Below are 18,565 nucleotides of genomic sequence, written 5' to 3'. Positions count from 1 at the left end.
AGGAGCCGTTGCATCATTGAATTGGCGTGGATCTTGAACCCGAGGTTGTGAATGGCTGCGCCGGACGATAGTCAACTGCTGGAACGCTTGCTGGCAGGCGAACAAAAGGCCTACAAGGAGTTGGTCAGTACCTACCAGAGCGCCATGCGGGCGGTGGCCTATGCCATTGTCGGCAGCCGCCAGGCCGATGAAGCGGTGCAGGACGCCTGGCTGGCGGTGGTGCGCAACCTGGCGGGCTTCCAGGGCCGCTCCAGTCTCAAGACCTGGTTGTTGACCATCACCGCCAATGCGGCGAAGAACCGCTACAAACAGAACCGTCGCGAAGTGTTGCTGGATGATCTGCCATCGCCCCACGGCACCATCGGCGACGAACGCTTTGCCGCTGACGGCCACTGGGCACTGGCGCCGCACGCCTGGCATGAGGACAGCCCCGAGGCCCTGCTCAGCGAGGACGAACTGCGCCAGTGCCTGGAACATACCCTGTTGAGTCTGTCCGAGTTGCAGAGCAGTGTGTTGCTGTTGCGTGAGCGCCAGGGTCTGGAGTTGGAGGATATCTGTAATCTTCTGGGGCTCTCGCTCTCTAATGTCAGGGTGCTGTTGCACCGGGCACGATTGAAGGTCTTCGCGACCGTGGAGCATTTTGAGGAGACCGGCGAATGCTGACCTGCAAGGAACAAGTGGCGCGTTCCAGCGACTATCTCGATGGCCAGTTGAGCTTTCGTGAGCGTCTGATGGTGCGTCATCACTTGATGTTCTGCCCCAACTGCCGGCGTTTCATCCGGCAGATGCGCTTGATGCAAGCCACGCTGAAGCAGATGCCTGAACCACCGGTCGAAAATCTTGACGCCTTGTCCGCGCAACTGGCCGCACAACGCCGGGGCGCGGAAAAGCCTTAATTCCAAAAAGCCACTACTTTTTTACCGAAGCCCTGTAAACCGGGGCTTTGCGCTGAGGTGTGCCTGTTGAAAAAAGTTCCGCTGTCATAAAACCTTAATGTTATGGCAACTGCGCTGAAATAACCCCACGCCAAGATTCCCTCCCAACAAAGCAGGTCAGGCCCGGCAATGGCTGCACACCCGCATGATGGCAACGGATGCCACGAAAAGACCCGAAAAAGTTGAATCCAAGAGGAGCGAAACAATGAACAAGTGCACCTTGGCCCTGGCAGTGGCCGTAGGGGTTTTGTCCCAGCAGGCGTATGCCGAAGGGCAAGCTGATGCTAAAGGTTTTATCGATGGTGCTACGTCGACCCTGGGTCTGCGTAACTTCTACATCAATACCGATAACCGCAGCGGGAAACCCTCTCAGAACCTGAACTCGGAATGGGGCCAAGGCTTCGATCTGCGCTTCAATTCCGGTTACACCCAAGGCACTGTTGGTTTCGGTCTTGATGTGATTGCCCTGGAAGGTATCCGACTGGACACCGGTGGTGGTACCAACGGTGCGAGTAAAACCAACTACAGCAGTACCGTATTCCCGAGCGAGGCCACTAACGGCAAGAACGCCAAGTCCGTCAGCGACTTCGGCAGTGTGGGCCTGACCGGCAAGGTGCGTGTTTCGCAGACTGAGCTGAAAGTCGGTACCCTGTTGCCGAACAACCCGGTGATCAAATACAACGACGGTCGTCTGTTGCCACAAACCTTCACCGGTGGTCAGATCACTTCGAACGAGATCAAGGACCTGACCCTGACCCTCGGCCAAGTCGAGAAGGCCAAGGGCCGTAACTCGACCAACGACGAAGATCTTTCGATCGCTGGCGCCAACAGCTCTTCCGATTTCTCCAAGGGCAAGTTCAGCAACAAGTTCCTGTACGGCGGCGCCGACTACAAGATCACCAAGGATCTGGTTGCGTCGTACTACTACGGCGAGCTGAAAGATTTCTACTCGCAGAACTTCCTGGGTCTGGTGCACAACTGGGCCATCGGTCCTGGCGTGCTGAAAAGCGACCTGCGCTACTACCGTAGCCGCGACAACGGTGCCAACGGCAACAACTCTGCCTACTTCACCTCCGGCTACTATCCAGATAACGCGACCATAACCCGTGGCAAGGTCGATAACGACCTGTACAGCTACCTGGCCCTGTACTCGGTTGCCGGCCACACCTTCGGTGCTGGTTATCAGTACACCAAAGGCGATAGCGACTTCCCATGGTTGAACCAGGGTGACGGCTCGTCGAACAGCACCATCACCGACATGCAGATCCAGAAGTTCGCTCGCGCTGGCGAACGTACCTGGCAAGCTCGCTACGCCTACGACTTCGCCAAGGTTGGCGTACCTGGCCTGACCGCGGGTGTGATCTACCTGCACGGCGATAATATCCAGAACACTGCTGGTAACCAGAGCGAGTGGGAACGCGATATCAGCCTGGCCTACGTGATTCCTGAAGGCACCTTCAAGAACCTCGGTTTCGCTTGGAAAAACGCCATGTGGCGTACCAGCACCCTCGTTTCTACTAGCGGCGACCAAGATGAAAACCGTCTGATTGTCAGCTACACGATTCCACTGATGTAAGCTCCGCTCTTTTGGCGCCCCGCTCGATGTAATGTCGTCCGGGGCGTTTTTTTGTCTGGCCTTTACACGCGCCGGGGTTCAGTCCCTTCGTGATATATGCCCTCGAAGCTTTCGGTCGAACAGCCCGGCCGCTGTCCTGGAACCTTCTGGAATGGTGTTCCCGGGCGACTTTCAAGTCCAATGAAATAGTTTTTAAGATTCCCTTGCTGACCGATTTTCAGGCCGCTATCGATTTTTTATCCTGCCTGTCGCCCTTCCTGCCGTACTTACGCGATACTCGCCCTGCGTGTTGCACCTGCCTGGGGATATCGATGCCGTTACAACGTCTGCAAAGCCTCTCCGAGGTCTCTGCCGAGCAATGGGATGCGCTGGTGCCCGCTGGCCAGCCCTTCCTCGGTCACGCGTTCCTGAGCGCCCTGGAGGACAGCGGCAGCCTCGGCCCGCACTCGGGCTGGCAGCCGGAGCATTTGCTGCACGTGGAAAACGGTCGGGTGCTGGCGGCCTTGCCGAGTTATCGCAAATGGCATTCCTATGGCGAGTATGTGTTCGACCACGGCTGGGCCGAGGCCTGTGAGCGGGCGGGTATCGCCTACTACCCCAAACTTCTGACCGCCGTGCCGTTCAGCCCGGTCGGCGGTGCGCGGCTGCTGGCGGCCAGGGCCGAGGACGGATTCGAGCTGTTGGCCGCGTTGCCGGGCTATCTGGAAATCGAGGCGCTTTCCAGCGCCCATATCAACTTCACCGATGCCCTGGCCGATGCCGCCCTGGCTGAACAACCCGACTGGTTGCAGCGCTACGGTTGCCAGTTTCACTGGCAGAACCGTGGCTACCGGGATTTCCAGGACTTCCTCGATACCTTGAGCTCGCGCAAGCGCAAGCAGATGCGCAAGGAGCGCGAGCAGGTCGCCGGGCAGGGCTTCGATTTCCAATGGCTGGAAGGCCGAGAGTTGAGCGAAGCGCTATGGGACTTCGTCTATGCCTGCTATGCCAATACCTACGCCGTGCGCCGTCAGGCGCCCTACCTGACCCGGGAATTCTTCAGTCTGCTGGCCGAACGCATGCCCGAGTCGATCCGCGTGGTCCTGGCCAGGCAGGGCGGGCGCCCGGTCGCCATGGCCTTCAGCCTGATCGGCGGCGACAGTTTCTACGGTCGTTACTGGGGCTGCCTGGCGGAGTTCGACCGGTTGCATTTCGAAACCTGCTTCTACCAGGGCATGGATTACGCCATCGCCCAGGGACTGCAACGTTTCGATGCCGGTGCCCAGGGCGAGCACAAGCTGATTCGCGGCTTCGAACCGGTGATCACGCATTCCTGGCACTACCTGCGTCACCCGGGACTACGGGCGGCGGTGAAGGATTTCCTCGCACAGGAGCGGCAGGGGATCCTGGCCTACGCCGAAGAGGCGAGGGCGGCGTTACCCTACCGCCAGGCCTGATCCCCCCCTGCAGGAGCAGCCGGTCGACTCAATCGATCCCGACAAACCCGCCGGTCTGATGCTGCCACAAGCGAGCATACAGGCCGCCATGAGCCAGCAGTTCGGCATGACTGCCGGTTTCGGCGATCCGGCCGTTTTCCAGTACCACCAGCCGGTCCATACGGGCAATGGTCGACAGTCGGTGGGCAATGGCGATCACGGTCTTGCCCTCCATCAAGGTCTCCAGGCTCTCCTGGATCGCCGCTTCCACTTCCGAGTCCAGGGCCGAGGTCGCTTCGTCCATGATCAGGATCGGCGCGTTCTTGAGCAGCACCCGGGCAATCGCGATGCGCTGGCGCTGGCCACCGGACAGTTTCACCCCGCGCTCACCGACATGGGCATCAAGGCCGGTACGCCCCTGGGCGTCCGACAGTAGCGGGATGAATTCGTCGGCCCGGGCCTTGCGCGCGGCTTCCCAGAGTTCTTCATCGCTGGCATCGGGCTTGCCGTACAACAGGTTGTCGCGGATCGAGCGGTGCAGCAGCGAGGTGTCCTGGGTGATCATGCCGATATGCTCGCGCAGGCTTTCCTGGGCCACCTCGGCGATGTTCTGGCCGTCCACCAGGATGCGTCCGCCTTGCAAGTCATAGAGCCGCAGCAGCAGGTTGACCAGGGTCGACTTGCCGGCGCCCGAAGGGCCGATCAGGCCGATTTTCTCGCCCGGACGAATCGTCAGGTTGAGGTCGCTGATCACCCCGCTGCGTTTACCGTAATGGAAGTCCACGTGTTCGAAGCGCACCTCGCCCTGGCTGACCGCCAGGCGCGGTGCCTGTTCACGGTCGGTGACGCTGACCGGTTGGGCGATGGTCTGCAAACCGTCCTGGACCATGCCGATATTTTCGAAAATGCCGTTGACCACCCACATGATCCAGCCGGACATGTTGACGATACGGATCACCAGGCCAGTGGCCAGGGCGATGGCGCCGACCGAGATCAGCGACTGGGTCCACAACCACAAGGCCAGGCCGGTGGTGGTGACGATCAGCAGGCCGTTCAGGCTGGTGATGGTCACGTCCATGCTGGTCACCACCCGCGAAGCCAGTTGGGTTTTCTCGGTCTGCTCCACCAGAGCCTCGCGGGCGTATTGCTGCTCGAAGCGGGTGTGGGCGAAGAGTTTCAGGGTGGTGATATTGGTGTAGCCGTCGACGATCCGCCCCATGAGTTTGGAGCGCGCCTCGGAGGAGATCACCGAGCGCGCCTTCACCCGCGGGACGAAGTAGTACAGCGCGCCGATATAGCCGGCGATCCAGATCAACAGTGGGATCATCAGGCGCCAGTCCGCCTCGACGAACAGTACCAGGGAACTGATGACATAGATCAGCACGTGCCAGAGCGCATCGACGGCCTGCACGGCGGAATCGCGCAGCGAGTTGCCGGTCTGCATGATGCGCTGGGCGATGCGCCCGGCGAAGTCGTTCTGGAAGAAGTTCAGGCTCTGTTTGAGCACATAACTGTGGTTTTGCCAGCGAATCATGCTGGTCATGCCCGGGCTGATGGTCTGGTGCACCAGCAGGTCGTGCAGGCCGAAGAAGATCGGGCGCAGGACCAGCGCGACCACCGCCATCCACAGCAGCTCGCGGCCATGGACCTGGAAAAAGTCGGTATTGGGGGTGCCCTGGGCCAGGTCGATGATCCGGCTCAGGTAGCTGAACAGCGCCACTTCGATCAGCGCGGCGAACAAACCGACGATCAACAGCGCGACGAAACTGGGCCAGACCTGGCGCAGGTAATACAGGTAGAAGGGCAGGACGGTGTTCGGTGGAGCGGCAGTGGGGGCGTCGCGAAAGATATCGATCAGTTGTTCAAAACGACGATAGAGCATGGGTTCTGACGCCCGTCGGGCGGGCTCTCCTTGAAGGTGAAACGGCGGCCCGCTTCAAGCGCTGAGTCAGGCTTGCTGCTTGAAGCTGGCCGCTGCTTTTAGTCGATCCGCTTGGCCGACTTGATGAACACTGGATCTGCCGGTACGTCCGACATGCCTTGCTTGGTGGTGGTGGGCGAGTTGACGATGATATCGACCACGTCCATGCCCTTGACCACCTTGGCGAATACCGCATAGCCGGCATCGCGGCCCGGGTCGAGGAAGTCATTGTCCTTCACGTTGATGAAGAATTGGCTGGTGGCCGAGTTCGGATCCGACGTCCGCGCCATCGACAGGCTGCCACGCACGTTATGCAGGCCGTTGCTGGCTTCGTTCTTGATCGGCGCCTCGGTCGGTTTCTGCAGCATCTGCGCGGTGAAGCCGCCGCCCTGGACCATGAAGCCCGGAATCACCCGGTGGAAAATCGTGTTGTTGTAGAACCCCTTGTCGACATAGGCGAGGAAGTTCTTGGTACTGATCGGCGCATGCACCGGATCCAGCTCGATTTCGATGATGCCGTTGGTGGTCTCCAGTCGTACATGGGGTGCCTTGGCGGCGTCGGCGGCCATCAGTTGGGTGGCGAACAGCACGGAGCCGGTGAACAGGGCGATTTTTTTCAGCATGGTTCAGTGATCCTGGGTGGTGGTTTCGACTGCGGTTAGAAACTCAAGCAGGGTTTGGTTGAAGACCTGGGGTTGATCCAGCGGCGTGGCATGACGCGAGTCCGCGATCACCACCAGGCGCGCATCGGGGATCAGTTTGACATAGCTTTCCTTCAGCGCGACCGATGTGTAGTCGTGGTCGGCGCTGACGATCAGGGTTGGACAGGCGATCCGTGAAAGTTGTTCCTGGACACCCCAGCCGACGATGGCGTCGAAGCTGGCGAGATAAGCACGTTTGTCGTTTCTTGCCCAGCGCTCGGTCATCTTGCGCCGCAATTGCGCCTGTCCGGGCTTGGGAAACAGCATCGCGCTCAGGGCCTTGCCGATGCGCTTCGGGCCCAGCAGTCGGGCCAGGCTCCAGCGCTTGGCCCATTGCAGGTAGTCGCCGGGTTTGCGTACCTTGACCTCGGGCACACTGTTGACCACGCACAGGCTCCTGAACATCCGTGGCTGGTCCACCGCCAGCTGGAAGCCGATCATCCCACCCATGGACAGGCCCACCAGATGCGGGCGGTCCAGGTTCAGGTGTTCGATCAAGGCCAGCACGTCGGCGCTGAATCCGGCGATGCTGTAGCGTTCCCTGGGTTTGTCGGAGCGACCGTGGCCACGTATGTCCATGACGATCACCCGGTGCCGCGCGGCCAGTGCTGGCACCTGCATTTCCCAGTCTTCGGTGCTGGAGCCGAGGCCGTGGATCAGCAGCACCGGCGTGCCCTGGCCGTACTCCTCATAATGCAGCGTGCAACCTTCATGTTCGAAATAGGCCATCGGTCAACGTCCTGTCAGGCTTGTTGGGGCGCGGCGAAAGGGGCGTCCAGCGGCGCGGTGTCGAAGGTGCGCAGCAGTTCGACCAGAATCTGCGTGGCCGGTCCCAGGGGCTTGTCCTTGTTCGAGTACAGATAAAACGTCGGGTGGCGGCTGCCGCCCTGATCCAACGGTAGCACTTTGAGCAGGCCTTCCCGGATTTCCCGTTCGATCATGTGCCGGGGCAGCCAGGCGAAGCCCAGGCCGTTGCCGATGAAGGTGGCGGCGGTGGCCAGGCTGCCGACGGTCCAGCGCTGCTCGGCGCCGAGCCAGCCGACATCGCGCGGTTGCTGGCGCCCGGAGTCGCGGATCACCACCTGCAGCTGGCTTTCCAGGTCCTGGAAGGTCAGCGTGCGTTGCAGGCGGTGCAAGGCGTGCTCCGGGTGGGCGACGGCGACGAATTCCACCGCGCTCATCTCGGTGCCCAGGTAACCGGGGATATTGAAACTGCTGATGGCGAGGTCCGCGACGCCTTCGAGCAGGACTTCCTCCACCCCGGACAGCACTTCTTCGCGCAGGCGCACGCGGCAACCGCGGCTCTGCGGCATGAACGCGGTCAGGGCGCGGACCAGGCGGGCATTGGGATAGGCGGCGTCCACTACCAGGCGCACCTCGGCTTCCCAGCCTTGCTCCATATGGTGGGCCAGGTCTTCCAACTGGCTGGCCTGTTTCACCAGTTGCCGGGAGCGCCGTAGCAACACGCCACCGGCCTCGGTGAGCACGGCCTTGCGCCCGTCGATGCGCAGCAGCGGCACGCCGAGCTGATCCTGCATGCGGGCCACGGTGTAGCTGACAGACGACTGCGAACGGTGCAGGGCTTCGGCGGCCTGGGCGAAGCCGCCGTGATCGACCACGGCCTGCAGCGTTCGCCATTGATCAAGGGTCACGCGGGGCGCTTTCAAGTTGGGTTCCTCTTGTCCTAAGCTGGCAGCCCTTACTGGAGGCTGGCGAATGAGAAAAATCTGTTGTGTGTTGCTGGTCATGCTGCCCTTGACGGCATGGGCTTATCCCATCGAGGTCGAGAAACACCTCAACGGCCTGAGCATCGACTACACGGCCTTCGATACCGATACGGATATCGGCGCCATCCAGGTGAACAACTACGGGAAAACCGATGCTCTCTGCACGGTGGTGTTCCGTAACGGGCCGGAGTCCCCGCGGACCCGCAAACTCGAAGTGGCCGCCGGAAAGAGTAAGAACGCCAGCGCCAAATTCACCCGCAGTATCATCAGGCTGCGCCTGGAGCTGACCTGCACGGCAAAATGAAGCCCCTGAGCATTCTGCCAAGCATGCTCCGCCTATCAACAAATTTATAGATAGGTTGCAGTCATTTTTTCGGCTTTTTTATCGGATGAACGCTGTTTAATCTCCATTCCATCGACTTACAGCCTTTAGCGATGGAGCTTCTATCCCATGTCCCGTGTACTGATCATCGAAAGCAGCGCCCGTCAGCAAGATTCGGTTTCCCGTCAGTTGACCCAGCAATTCATCGGTCAATGGCATGCCGCCTACCCGGCCGATCCGATCACCGTCCGTGACCTGGCGAGCGATCCGGTGCCCCATCTGGACAGCCACTTGCTGGGCGGTTGGATGAAACCCGCCGAGCAGCGCACGGCTGCCGAGAAGGCTGCGCTGGAGCGTTCCAACCAACTGACCGACGAACTGTTGGCGGCGGACGTCCTGGTACTGGCGGCGCCGATGTACAACTTCGCGATCCCCAGCACCCTCAAGGCCTGGCTCGACCATGTGCTGCGTGCCGGCCTGACTTTCAAATACACCGAGACCGGCCCGCAAGGTCTGCTGGTCGGCAAGCGAGCCTATGTCCTGACCGCTCGTGGCGGGTTGTATGCCGGTGGCACCAACGATCATCAGGAACCCTACCTGCGCCAGGTACTGGCGTTCATCGGTATCCACGACGTCACCTTCATTCATGCCGAAGGACTGAACATGGGCGGCGACTTCCAGGAAAAAGGCCTGAACCAGGCCAAGGCCCGTCTGGCACAAGTGGCTTGAAGGCTTAATGTTCAGCTAATCGCCGGTTGTTTTAGTGTCGCCAGCAATAGCGCTGCGAGTAGTCCCTTCAAGTTGTTCGCGCATCGAACCTCCCTTTGCACTGGTTGCTCCCTGAGTGCATGCAACCCGATCCGGCCGCCCAGCCCGATCGGGTTTTTTTTCGTCCTGGATTCCTTGTGCGGCGGAAAGTCGCTAAGGTCGCGGCCATTCAATGAGCGGTATTACTTTTTTGTGGTGAGCGGGCTTGCCCGCGCTGGGGGGATGCGCCCCCAAAAAGCGTTGGCCCCGGTGTGCCAGGTAGATCGGGATCATAGGTTTACGGCTGCTTCGCAGTCGGGCGCGGGCAAGCCCGCTCGCCACATGTACGAGGTACTCATGGGTTATCTACTTTTCGTCACGCTGCTCCAGGCGTTTTCCTTCAGCCTGATCGGTGAATACCTGGCCGGCCATGTCGACAGTTACTTCGCCGTGCTGGTGCGGGTGCTGCTGGCCGGCCTGGTGTTCATTCCGTTGACCCGCTGGCGCCAAGTGGAACCGGCGTTCATGCGCGGCATGCTGCTGATCGGCGCCTTGCAGTTCGGCGTTACCTACGTGTGCCTGTACCTGAGTTTCCGGGTGCTGACGGTGCCGGAGGTGCTGCTGTTCACCATTCTCACGCCGTTGCACGTGACCTTGATCGAAGATGCCTTGAACCGGCGCTTCAACCCCTGGGCCCTGCTCGCGGCCCTGGTGGCGGTGGCTAGCGCGGCGGTGATCCGCTACGACCGGATCAATCCGGATTTCTTCATGGGTTTCCTGCTGCTGCAACTGGCCAACTTCACCTATGCCGCCGGGCAAGTGCTTTACCGGCATCTGGTGGCGCGGCACCCCAGCGACCTGCCGCATTATCGGCGTTTCGGCTATTTCTACCTGGGTGCGCTGGCCGTGGCGTTGCCGGCGTTCCTGTTGTTCGGCAAGGCCAACTACCTGCCCGAGGCGCCCTTGCAATGGGCCGTGCTGCTGTTCCTCGGGTTGGTGAGCACGGCGCTGGGGATGTACTGGTGGAACAAGGGCGCGTGCCTGGTCAATGGCGGCACGCTGGCGGTGATGAACAACCTGCATGTGCCGGTGGGCTTGCTGATCAACCTGTTGATCTGGAACCAGCATGAACCCTTGGGACGGTTGTTCTGCGGCGGCTTGGTGATCCTCGCGGCGGTGTGGGTCAGCCGCCTGGGCGTGCGTCCGCTCAGGGCCTAGAGCGCATGCTCTCGCGGCTCGGGAATATGGCTGGCGGCCAATAGCGCCGGCAACATCCCGGCCCGCAGGTCGTTGCCGCTGGGTTGCTGGTACAGGCTCAGGCCGAACTCCGGCAGCACCGCCAGCAGGTAATCGAAAATATCCCCCTGGATGCGTTCGTAATCGGCCCAGACGGTGGTGCCGGTGAAGCAGTAGATCTCCAGCGGCACGCCCTGGGCGGTGGTCTGCATCTGGCGGACCATGCAGGTCATGTCCTGCTGGACCTCGGGGTGACTCTTCAGGTACGCCAGGGCGTAGGCGCGAAAGGTCCCCAGGTTGGTCATGCGCCGGCGGTTCGCCGCCATTGCCGCGACATTGCCCTGGGCCTCGTTCCAGGCCTTGAGTTCGGCCTGCTTGCGACCGATGTAGTCGGTGAGCAGGCGCACCCGGCTCAGCCGCTGTTCTTCGTCATCGTGCAGGAAACGTATGGCTCCGGCGTCGATGAACAGGCTGCGCTTGATCCGTCGGCCACCGGATTGCTGCATGCCACGCCAGTTGCGGAACGACTCGGACATCAGCCGCCAGGTCGGGATCGAGACGATGGTCTTGTCGAAATTCTGCATTCGTGAGTAGATGGGTAGAATGGACAGAATAAATCCATACAAAACAATATCTTAATTTTTTTAGTGTCCGTCCATTTTTTTGGATTTCAATGGACACCCATATTCCGCCGAGCCCCACCTTGGCCATCCCGCGCAGCGAGCCCAGGTCTCCAAATCAGCCACTCCCGTACACAGGTGGGAAGTGCACAAGGTTCAGTAGCGGTTGCGGATGGATCTCGGCATTCTTGTTTTGACAGCCTTGAGCACCTCGCCAAGGCACGGATAAGGAACCTTCCATGATCAAAAATCCATCAAGTTTTTACGGGACTCATTGCTCGAAGACCTCGGTCAGCCGATGACCCTCATGAATCTGCTCCGCGCAGATCCAGGCCTGAACCGGCATCTGGCCGAGCATGAGACTGGGCTCAGCGCGAGCGAAATAGTCCGATGGAATGAGTTTGGCCGCGTGGCACATCAGTCTGGCGGGTATTTACCCCACAAGCTTAACGGTTGGACCCGTTGCCCTGGCGCGTCTCACAACTATGGCTCGACAAGCTTGGACCGCAAGGACCTACTGAGCCTCGGGACGGTGAGGGAGATTGAGCACTGGAGCTGCGATATTCAGGACGTGTATGGCTTTGCCGCGTCTAAGTCTGAGCTGCATGACTTTCAGAGCATGGACGCAATGGTGGAGAAAAACTCCCGGCCAATGATTACCCCCATCTCCAAAGAGAAGCTTGAGGAAAACCTTGCCTGGCCTGAGATCCGTATCATTTCGCAAAAGGGCCACGACTTCTTCTCAACCTGGACATGGGACGGGCGGGTTTATTTAATTAATAGTGGCGGGTCTCATCATTTTGCCGCAGCCAAATACATTGCGAAGCGCATTGAGGTCGACGTTCCTCTACATGGGCGATACACGATTTTTGGCATCAACCAGCTGGCGGTGTCGAGCCTACGGCGTGATTTCGACATCTACGTGATGTCTTGGCATTGCGAGCAACAGCTGGAATTCCATCGCGCAATGAGGAATTTCGAGGCAACGTATTATTGGAAGGACCTACCCCGTCCTTACACTGACCAGGTCGCAATCTTCCTTCCTAAAGCCGAGAAACGTTCAGCAAGAGTCTCTCAACTGTTGCGCGAGAAGGGATTTCAGGATCTAGGCCGCTACCTCCAAAGCCTCGGCTGATCTGCGGGGCCTACTGGGCATGAGCAAGTTGGTCGGTGATGCAATACCTTCGGTTGCGTAACGTTCCTGCTCGCATGTTTTAGTCCAAGAGCATGTCTCTAGAGTAATGTTCGTAGGTTTTTTGATGCGGCAGTTGTCGCGCAACTGCAAAGTTGTGCGACAAATTCTACATTTGCTGAGGTTGGCCCTTTTAGGGATCCTCCGAACAAGTCGGTTTGAGCTTACCATCCCTGTGTGAGTCCGGGGAGAGGCGGCAGGTGCTCATATGGTTATTTTGAGCCCTAGAATGTATCGCAGTATTGTACACTTCAACCCGAGCCTCCTCTGAGTACGCACAATGACCTCAATCTACTTCTTCTGGCTCGTACTGCTCGCGTTAATCGGATTGCGAGTGCTTGAACCACACCTGCCACTGTCACGCTCTCAGAAGTATGGGGTCCCGAAGTTATTTATTTTTAAATGCATAGCGGCAGGGGCGCAGACCTCATTGAAAACCACGGTCATCTTGACACCAATCCTCATAGCAGCTGCAATTACATTGCGAGGTGGTGACATTGAATTGCTGTCAAATCCGACAGCCCAAGAATATGGCTGGCTAACTCCAGGAGTTACAGCAGAGCTGCTCTTGAGCTTTTTGTTCGCGCCATTATTTACCAAGCACCGCAGTTGGAAACCCACCAAATCTCACTGATAGGTGTTGGCCGTACGACACTGGTTGATAAGCCACCGATGAGCTGAACGGAGCTTGCACGTTTAGTCATCTGAGGCCTGGGCATCGGAAAGAACGAGGCGTCGGCTACGGCCAAACTGAGACGCGATTTTGCTGAAAGCCTGTTGAAATCGCTCTTCAGCCGCATTTCTCTCATCCAGAGACGCCGCTCGCCAGCGAGCCATCCATGCGTTTCTGCTCTCGCTAGCCTCAGCTTGTTTCTGAGCCTTCAACTGGACCAGCTCCTCGAAGCTCGGCTTTAGCCGAGATCCCTCCGTTACGCCGTTATCCGTACTGTCAGTCATAGCCTCGGCCCTCCGCTTACCTTGATCGAGATTCTAGCCAAAATCGCGCCCAGAAGTGGTATTCAAGCAACGGTCAGATGCCCGCAACAGCGCTCAATCCTGGCACACGCCTTGAGCGGAGCTATGAAGCGTGATGGTGAGGGGAGAACAAAGAGGTGCAGTGCTGTGAGGCGGTACGAGGAGCATTCAGGCTCGTAGAGCCCCTACGCAACACGCTTGGTGTCATCTAACGCTGCTTGGAGCGCTTGGAGGCCATCTTCTTCAGTAAGGCCAGCAGCTTCTGCTGTTGTGAGGGCCATCAGCACCGCCGGGCTTACATCCAACACGCTTGATAGCTCACAAAACATCGCAATCGTCGGGGATGCCTTACCTTTTTCGAGCATTCGCACATATCTGTCCGTGGCTGCTGGATGGAAATCTTCCTGAGTCAAACCGTTCCGCGAGCGTAGACGTGCGAAAACGCGACCAAATGCCTCGTTGAGTTCCATTTTTCTGCCCAAAGCGGGCATTGGAACGCTTGCAGATTGTTCCAAACAGGAAGCATACTTCCGGTTCTTGGGATTTATTTTCGGTAGTCGGCCTAGGTGTTGTGCCGAAACGGTGCCCTGATTTGGGGGAGGCTGGCGGATTTATTGGCGTGGGGAAGGGGGACGGATGTTTGCAACAAGCGGGTCAGCGGACTCAACCGATGTTTTTGCATCAGATTCGGAGGTAACCAGGCATGAGATCGTTGGCCATGACGAGGCTTTTCCCTGGCTCCATGTCTGCTACGGAATCCCTTCGATAGATGGGTTTCGAATGAAGTGGGTCTTCTTCACAGACCATTCTGATTTCGATGCATTCCTCGCTGAAAAGCCGAGTAGTCGTAGGCCGATTGTTAGTGTTCAGCGAATGCAAGGTAGCAAAAATATTCCGTACATTTACCGGTTGCTTCCTATCCGGCGCGTGTGGAGTTTTGTTGTTGGTGGAGACACTCATCACCGGTACGAAATGCACAACCACACCCTGGAATATTCGCACCCGACGGTAGAAGGTCATGACGAAGAGCGACTTTTATATGAGGAAGAATAGCGGTTTGACCTCGTCAAGGGTTTGAATTTGTCTGTCTCAGATAAGATTTTAGTATTGCTTGTTTGTCGGATATTAATAAAGCTCCGCAAATGCTGCGTGTATCGCTGACGTAACGACTGTTTGTGATGTTATTATTAGACAAAAGGATTGTGGTATGAATGCTAAAAAAAGCATTTCACCGAAGTATTTTGCGGTAGGTATAATCGTTGGGTTATGCAGTACATTTCTTGTTGCATGCTCAGATAGTGATGCCGATGCAAAAAAGGTAGAGAAAAAAGCTGAGGTCCAGCCTCCGAAACAGAGTGAAGCGGAGAAAAAATTCGCAGCACTCAATCAGCCGAGGAGCATCGAACTGCCACCTCTTGAATTGGCGGATGTTTCAAAATACCAAGACATGCTGAATCCTATGACGGCTTTGCAGATTTATACTGCGCAGCATACGTGGGACGAAACACAGGATGATGTCGTTGATTCTGTAAAAAATGCTATTCAGGTACGTACGGAAAATCCAGATCTCTACAAGTACGGGTATGAGATTCTAACGGCCCAAGATGCATTCCGGAAAAAAGATTTAAGCGATAAGATTTTTGCCATTGTGAAAGATGAGGCTGGAAAGTTCGGATCGAATAGATTGGTTAAAGCTATCATTCCGGATCATCTTGCAGCATATGACTTTGCATCCAAAGGGTTCAAAGTGTCTAGCTGTATGTTCTCTGATAAGCTTGAATACAGTAAAGAGGAAATGCGAAATGAGGCTAGCTTCAAGCGTGCCAGCCCAACCCGCTGTTACTATAATCCAGGTCCGACAGACTACAAGATAGGCCTCACTGGTGGTTCAAAATTTTTTTTTGATGTACCTGACGAAGCTCAGGCCCGTAAAATTGAGGCTGCTCGCCCTACGTCAAATATTGTGGTTTACGGTTACGTAAAAAATATCGAGCGTGAAACCATTACTGACCATTTTGGCCCCAAACGCTATGTTCTAGTCGCTCCTCAACGAGTAGACGTGGTTGACACTGCGAGCGGTTCGGTTCTGCTATCCAAAACTTTGTGAATTAACTCCGACTGTTGTGGCGCGTCCTTGCGTCGAGGTTGTCTGAGTAACAGGGAAATATCATGATTCATCAGTTTGCGCTGATAGCGGGCGTCGCTGTACTCAGTGGATGCGCGGCGTTGCATTCATCGAGTGAGTGCGAAGCTAATTTCAGCACGGAAGGTAGCATCGTTACCGGTAAAAAACTTACGACATCTTCGATGCTGCCTGGTGTTACTCCTGATCTAGCATTCCAGCGGCTGTCGGCCATTATGTTGGAGGAAGGATTTCACATTGAATCTTCAGACTCGCGAGGAGGGCTTATATCAGCGTACCAGGACGTCAACTACAGCAAAAAAAGGGCACCGTTGAACGCCATTGTTGAAGCATTGCCGTCAGGTACAAAGGTGACGTTGGTTTTTGTGGCCGCAGCGGGGATTTACGCTCCAGATAGCGGCGCGCAGGACGAGTTCTGCAAAATCATCAATGGTGTAGTTACGAAATAGAGTTCGGCTTCAATTTATGTGGCTGCCCAGTAATTTATGACGATTTAAATTATTATGGAGGTACTTCTATGGCTTCGAAAATTGAGATGCTTGAAGGTGTGGTCTCGCATGTAAGTCGCGGTACAAAGGTTCATGGGAGTATCCAAACATCGGCTATCACCGGTAAAACTAGCGGTTCAATGAGTTCTGGGAACGTTTATGCGTTTCGAGTGAACGGTCGACCGGTGGAGTTTCTTACAAGTGATGCGGTCAGTTTGGCTGACGGGGACACAGTACGCGTTGCAGGAACGGTGAAGAAGGGGTACCTTGTTTGTTATGCACTGAAGAATTTTAATACCCAGGCAGAATACAATAATTGTATTTGGGGGCTGGAGACTCTTGGATATTTCATTATGCTGTCCGGAATCCCTGCTATTGTGGTAGTGATAGGGCTTGTGCTGGTTCCTTTAGGAGTGGCCTTAATTATAGGCGAACGACGGAAGAAAAAATGCATTGCCATGGTCGCAAAAGGAGTCACCTCTCAGACCCTGCCGCAAGCTTCTGGTGACGGATCCCCGGCGTAAATCGCCGGGATTGTTCTACTGGTCGAAAGCTGCCAATGGGGACCAAGAGGGCGAACCTACATGAGTCAGTCAGAAAGCTTCACTGTCAAATGCCAAGACCCAGGAGATGGCAGCGGGGACGTCATAATCGATCTCCCCCATGAGGTTTTAGCGGCCATGAATGTTGCCATTGGTGATCGGCTAAGTATCGAGCTGATCGATGGATCTATTGTGTTGAAGCCCGTCCGGGATGCTGATCAACATGATCGGTTGTTTTGAACACAAAGTAGTGATCTTGGTAGGTAGGCTGTTGTGTCGAATTTCACAAAATTAGTGATGGCAGATGAACCGGATTTGCCTGAGCGCGTTCAGAAGAACTTTCGTGACGAGAGTGTTCTGAGCGATGGGCGCACTCCAATGAGGGTGCTTCTGTCGCTGGTCTCGTCGCGCTGATTACACTGTTCGTGGTTTCAACTCCAATAGCTTTATACATGTTGGGGATAGCTTCCTCGATGAGTACACGATGTTGGCGGACTGGACTCAGAAAACGTATGGCGTCGAGCTGAGCACTTGGAAGCGGATACGTACTGACCTAGAAGTGGTAACCGGTTTTGGCTTCCGGGACGCATCAGTTGCGCGAATCCAAGTCTGGCCATTCGACCCGATGTCACTGAGCTTCGATGCGCTGAAAATCGCGGTTGCTGTGTCATACACTGACGTTGAACTGATTAGGGAGGAGAGAGTCGTAGGCGCACTGAATGATCTGCTGGATATTTACAACTTTGAAGCGGACCCGCAGAGCTAGCAGGCAGTGGCAGGATTTCTTTCCTGCCACTGTCATTCGATATAGGAAAAATAGGGCCTCCAGAGCTTTTAGCCGATTTTTTTGAAAAAATGTCACAATGGTCTTTTCTGGCCACAGAAACCCTTGGCTCCTTCGGCGCCGCCGGTTAACCACACTGGTTTGGAAAGTGCGTTCCGCGAAAGGATCAGCGGCGTTGAGGTTGGCTCATGGGCTCTTCATTAGCAGCGACCATCTAGGATGCTAAGCAGGTCACTTGAAGTGAAAGAAGACATCCGGTTGACATCTCTCATCCAGCTCTCACGTCATCCAGGCCTAGCGGTGAATCGTCTCTGCGTGCTCCGTGGCTGAGAGAGCGGGCAGCAGCAGGCTTAGCTATTTTATGCTTGTTAGCTGTTCAGCTAATGGTAGGATTAGGCCTAAGATTTAGCTGATATGGCAATTTTTGCTGTTCAGCTAAAAAGGCTTATGAGGCTAAGGTTATGGATCAATATCACCGTCAACATTCAGGCGGATTCGAATTCGAGAAGCTTGTGCTGGAGGAGCTGACGAGGACTCTCGAAGAGGCCTTAGGTCCTGATGCCAGCGTGCGACGTGTGCCGGGGATGGCGTTTTCCTCAACAGCTGATTCCGAGCCAGACGGGTTGATTGAAATCCAAACCCCCTACAAAAAGCTGATGATCTATGTAGAGGTCAAAAGGGACGTCTATCCGCGAGACATCAGGGACGCCGTATGGGCGCTCAACAACTACATGCGCTATCAGGACCATGCTCACGACGCTATTGGGATGCTTGCTGCTGGTTCGCTAAGCCCTGGAGCCAAGGAGGAACTGAAGGCACAGAACATAGCTTCCTTCGATCTGGGAGGCAGTCTCCACCTGAAACACGAGACCTGGCTAATCAGTATCGATAAACCCTCCAAGCGCCTGAAAAAATACTCACATAGCGTAGACCTCTTCACTGACGCACGAGGGAGTGTGGTCCATGCCCTTTTGATGCATGCCAACGAATGGCTTACAGGCGCGGAGCTAGCAGAGCATGCTGAGACCTCTTCGTACACCTGCTCTCTCGTCTTACAGGAGCTGACGTTGCGTGAGTGGGTGGAGTCTGCTGGTGGAGGGCCGAGCAAGCGCAGAATGCTCATTCGCCCTGAAAAGCTCTTGGATGCCTGGGCTGAGCAATGGCAGGAGCGCAAAGAGAAGCAGACGAAATGGTACACCTTCGTCGAAAACCCCAAGCACATGCTGGCTCACTTGGCAGAT

At 56.7% G+C, this 18,565-nt stretch carries 19 protein-coding genes and 1 pseudogene; 14 read left to right on the top strand and 6 right to left on the bottom strand.

Translation table 11 applies throughout. The features are described from left to right. Window positions 1-51: 51 nt before the first annotated feature. The 4 genes from PFEN_RS12210 to PFEN_RS12195 all read left to right on the top strand — a co-directional run bounded on the left by PFEN_RS12210 (window position 52) and on the right by PFEN_RS12195 (window position 3,947). On the top strand, window positions 52-663 hold the full coding sequence (locus PFEN_RS12210) for an RNA polymerase sigma factor (protein ID WP_191487089.1): 612 nt from the start codon (window positions 52-54) through the stop codon (window positions 661-663). Further along, window positions 657-896 carry an anti-sigma factor family protein gene (locus PFEN_RS12205; protein WP_191487088.1) on the top strand — a complete coding sequence of 80 codons (240 nt, stop codon included), beginning with the start codon at window positions 657-659 and terminating at the stop codon, window positions 894-896. The genes PFEN_RS12210 and PFEN_RS12205 overlap by 7 nt, the downstream gene beginning before the upstream one ends. Window positions 897-1,140: 244 nt before the next feature. After that, on the top strand, window positions 1,141-2,511 hold the full coding sequence (locus tag PFEN_RS12200) for an OprD family porin (protein ID WP_191487087.1): 1,371 nt from the start codon (window positions 1,141-1,143) through the stop codon (window positions 2,509-2,511). Between the two features lie 311 nt (window positions 2,512-2,822). Further along, window positions 2,823-3,947 (top strand): GNAT family N-acetyltransferase, encoded by a 1,125-nt coding sequence (locus PFEN_RS12195; protein ID WP_191487086.1) that lies wholly within the window; start codon window positions 2,823-2,825, stop codon window positions 3,945-3,947. Window positions 3,948-3,975: 28 nt separating this feature from the next. Here PFEN_RS12195 and PFEN_RS12190 read toward each other — a convergent pair whose 3' ends face one another. From PFEN_RS12190 to PFEN_RS12175, 4 genes are all read right to left on the bottom strand, one after another. Next, the gene (locus PFEN_RS12190) at window positions 3,976-5,808 is read right to left on the bottom strand and encodes an ABC transporter ATP-binding protein (protein ID WP_191487085.1); all 1,833 of its coding nucleotides are present in this window, start codon (window positions 5,806-5,808) and stop codon (window positions 3,976-3,978) included. 98 nt (window positions 5,809-5,906) lie between these two features. Continuing rightward, the gene (locus PFEN_RS12185) at window positions 5,907-6,470 is read right to left on the bottom strand and encodes a peptidylprolyl isomerase (RefSeq protein WP_191487084.1); all 564 of its coding nucleotides are present in this window, start codon (window positions 6,468-6,470) and stop codon (window positions 5,907-5,909) included. A gap of 3 nt (window positions 6,471-6,473) precedes the next feature. Next, the gene (locus PFEN_RS12180; protein WP_191487083.1) at window positions 6,474-7,277 is read right to left on the bottom strand and encodes an alpha/beta fold hydrolase; all 804 of its coding nucleotides are present in this window, start codon (window positions 7,275-7,277) and stop codon (window positions 6,474-6,476) included. A 14-nt stretch (window positions 7,278-7,291) separates the two neighbouring features. Beyond that, window positions 7,292-8,215: a LysR family transcriptional regulator gene (locus PFEN_RS12175; RefSeq protein ID WP_191487082.1), complete on the bottom strand. Its 924-nt coding sequence runs from the start codon at window positions 8,213-8,215 to the stop codon at window positions 7,292-7,294. Window positions 8,216-8,264: 49 nt separating this feature from the next. On the opposite strand from PFEN_RS12175, the gene PFEN_RS12170 reads away from it, so the two are divergent. From PFEN_RS12170 to PFEN_RS12160, 3 genes are all read left to right on the top strand, one after another. Next, entirely contained in the window at window positions 8,265-8,579 is a 315-nt protein-coding gene (locus PFEN_RS12170) for a 3-phosphoglycerate kinase (protein WP_191487081.1), read from the top strand. Window positions 8,580-8,726: 147 nt separating this feature from the next. Continuing rightward, window positions 8,727-9,326, top strand: coding sequence for an FMN-dependent NADH-azoreductase (locus PFEN_RS12165; protein WP_191487080.1), 600 nt, complete (start codon window positions 8,727-8,729; stop codon window positions 9,324-9,326). Between the two features lie 375 nt (window positions 9,327-9,701). Further along, entirely contained in the window at window positions 9,702-10,562 is an 861-nt protein-coding gene (locus PFEN_RS12160; RefSeq protein WP_191487079.1) for a carboxylate/amino acid/amine transporter, read from the top strand. Here PFEN_RS12160 and PFEN_RS12155 read toward each other — a convergent pair. Then, a pseudogene (locus PFEN_RS12155) lies at window positions 10,559-11,167 on the bottom strand (mechanosensitive ion channel family protein); the annotation flags it as partial. The gene PFEN_RS12160 and the pseudogene PFEN_RS12155 overlap by 4 nt on opposite strands. 340 nt (window positions 11,168-11,507) lie before the next feature. Here PFEN_RS12155 and PFEN_RS12150 point away from each other — a divergent pair. Continuing rightward, window positions 11,508-12,335 (top strand): DUF6685 family protein, encoded by an 828-nt coding sequence (locus PFEN_RS12150; protein ID WP_191487078.1) that lies wholly within the window; start codon window positions 11,508-11,510, stop codon window positions 12,333-12,335. 1,217 nt (window positions 12,336-13,552) lie between these two features. Here the strand turns inward: PFEN_RS12150 and PFEN_RS12145 are convergent. Beyond that, window positions 13,553-13,837 carry a helix-turn-helix domain-containing protein gene (locus PFEN_RS12145; RefSeq protein ID WP_191487077.1) on the bottom strand — a complete coding sequence of 95 codons (285 nt, stop codon included), beginning with the start codon at window positions 13,835-13,837 and terminating at the stop codon, window positions 13,553-13,555. 737 nt (window positions 13,838-14,574) lie between these two features. Here PFEN_RS12145 and PFEN_RS12140 point away from each other — a divergent pair. From PFEN_RS12140 to PFEN_RS12115, 6 genes are all read left to right on the top strand, one after another. Beyond that, on the top strand, window positions 14,575-15,474 hold the full coding sequence (locus PFEN_RS12140; protein WP_191487076.1) for a hypothetical protein: 900 nt from the start codon (window positions 14,575-14,577) through the stop codon (window positions 15,472-15,474). A gap of 62 nt (window positions 15,475-15,536) precedes the next feature. Continuing rightward, window positions 15,537-15,959 (top strand): hypothetical protein, encoded by a 423-nt coding sequence (locus tag PFEN_RS12135; protein WP_191487075.1) that lies wholly within the window; start codon window positions 15,537-15,539, stop codon window positions 15,957-15,959. 68 nt (window positions 15,960-16,027) lie between these two features. Continuing rightward, the gene (locus PFEN_RS12130) at window positions 16,028-16,522 is read left to right on the top strand and encodes a hypothetical protein (RefSeq protein ID WP_191487074.1); all 495 of its coding nucleotides are present in this window, start codon (window positions 16,028-16,030) and stop codon (window positions 16,520-16,522) included. A gap of 60 nt (window positions 16,523-16,582) precedes the next feature. After that, window positions 16,583-16,780, top strand: coding sequence for an AbrB/MazE/SpoVT family DNA-binding domain-containing protein (locus tag PFEN_RS12125; RefSeq protein ID WP_191487073.1), 198 nt, complete (start codon window positions 16,583-16,585; stop codon window positions 16,778-16,780). 244 nt (window positions 16,781-17,024) lie between these two features. Then, the gene (locus tag PFEN_RS30600; RefSeq protein ID WP_224770951.1) at window positions 17,025-17,306 is read left to right on the top strand and encodes a hypothetical protein; all 282 of its coding nucleotides are present in this window, start codon (window positions 17,025-17,027) and stop codon (window positions 17,304-17,306) included. A gap of 479 nt (window positions 17,307-17,785) precedes the next feature. After that, window positions 17,786-18,565: hypothetical protein (locus tag PFEN_RS12115; RefSeq protein WP_191487072.1), on the top strand; the 780-nt coding region annotated here is incomplete at its 3' end.

Origin of the sequence: Pseudomonas sp. FEN, from assembly GCF_904067045.1 — a bacterium.
Taxonomy (GTDB): Bacteria; Pseudomonadota; Gammaproteobacteria; order Pseudomonadales; family Pseudomonadaceae; genus Aquipseudomonas.
The sequence above is the reverse complement of the archived record's forward strand: the minus strand, read 5'-3'. Positions and strand labels throughout refer to the sequence as shown.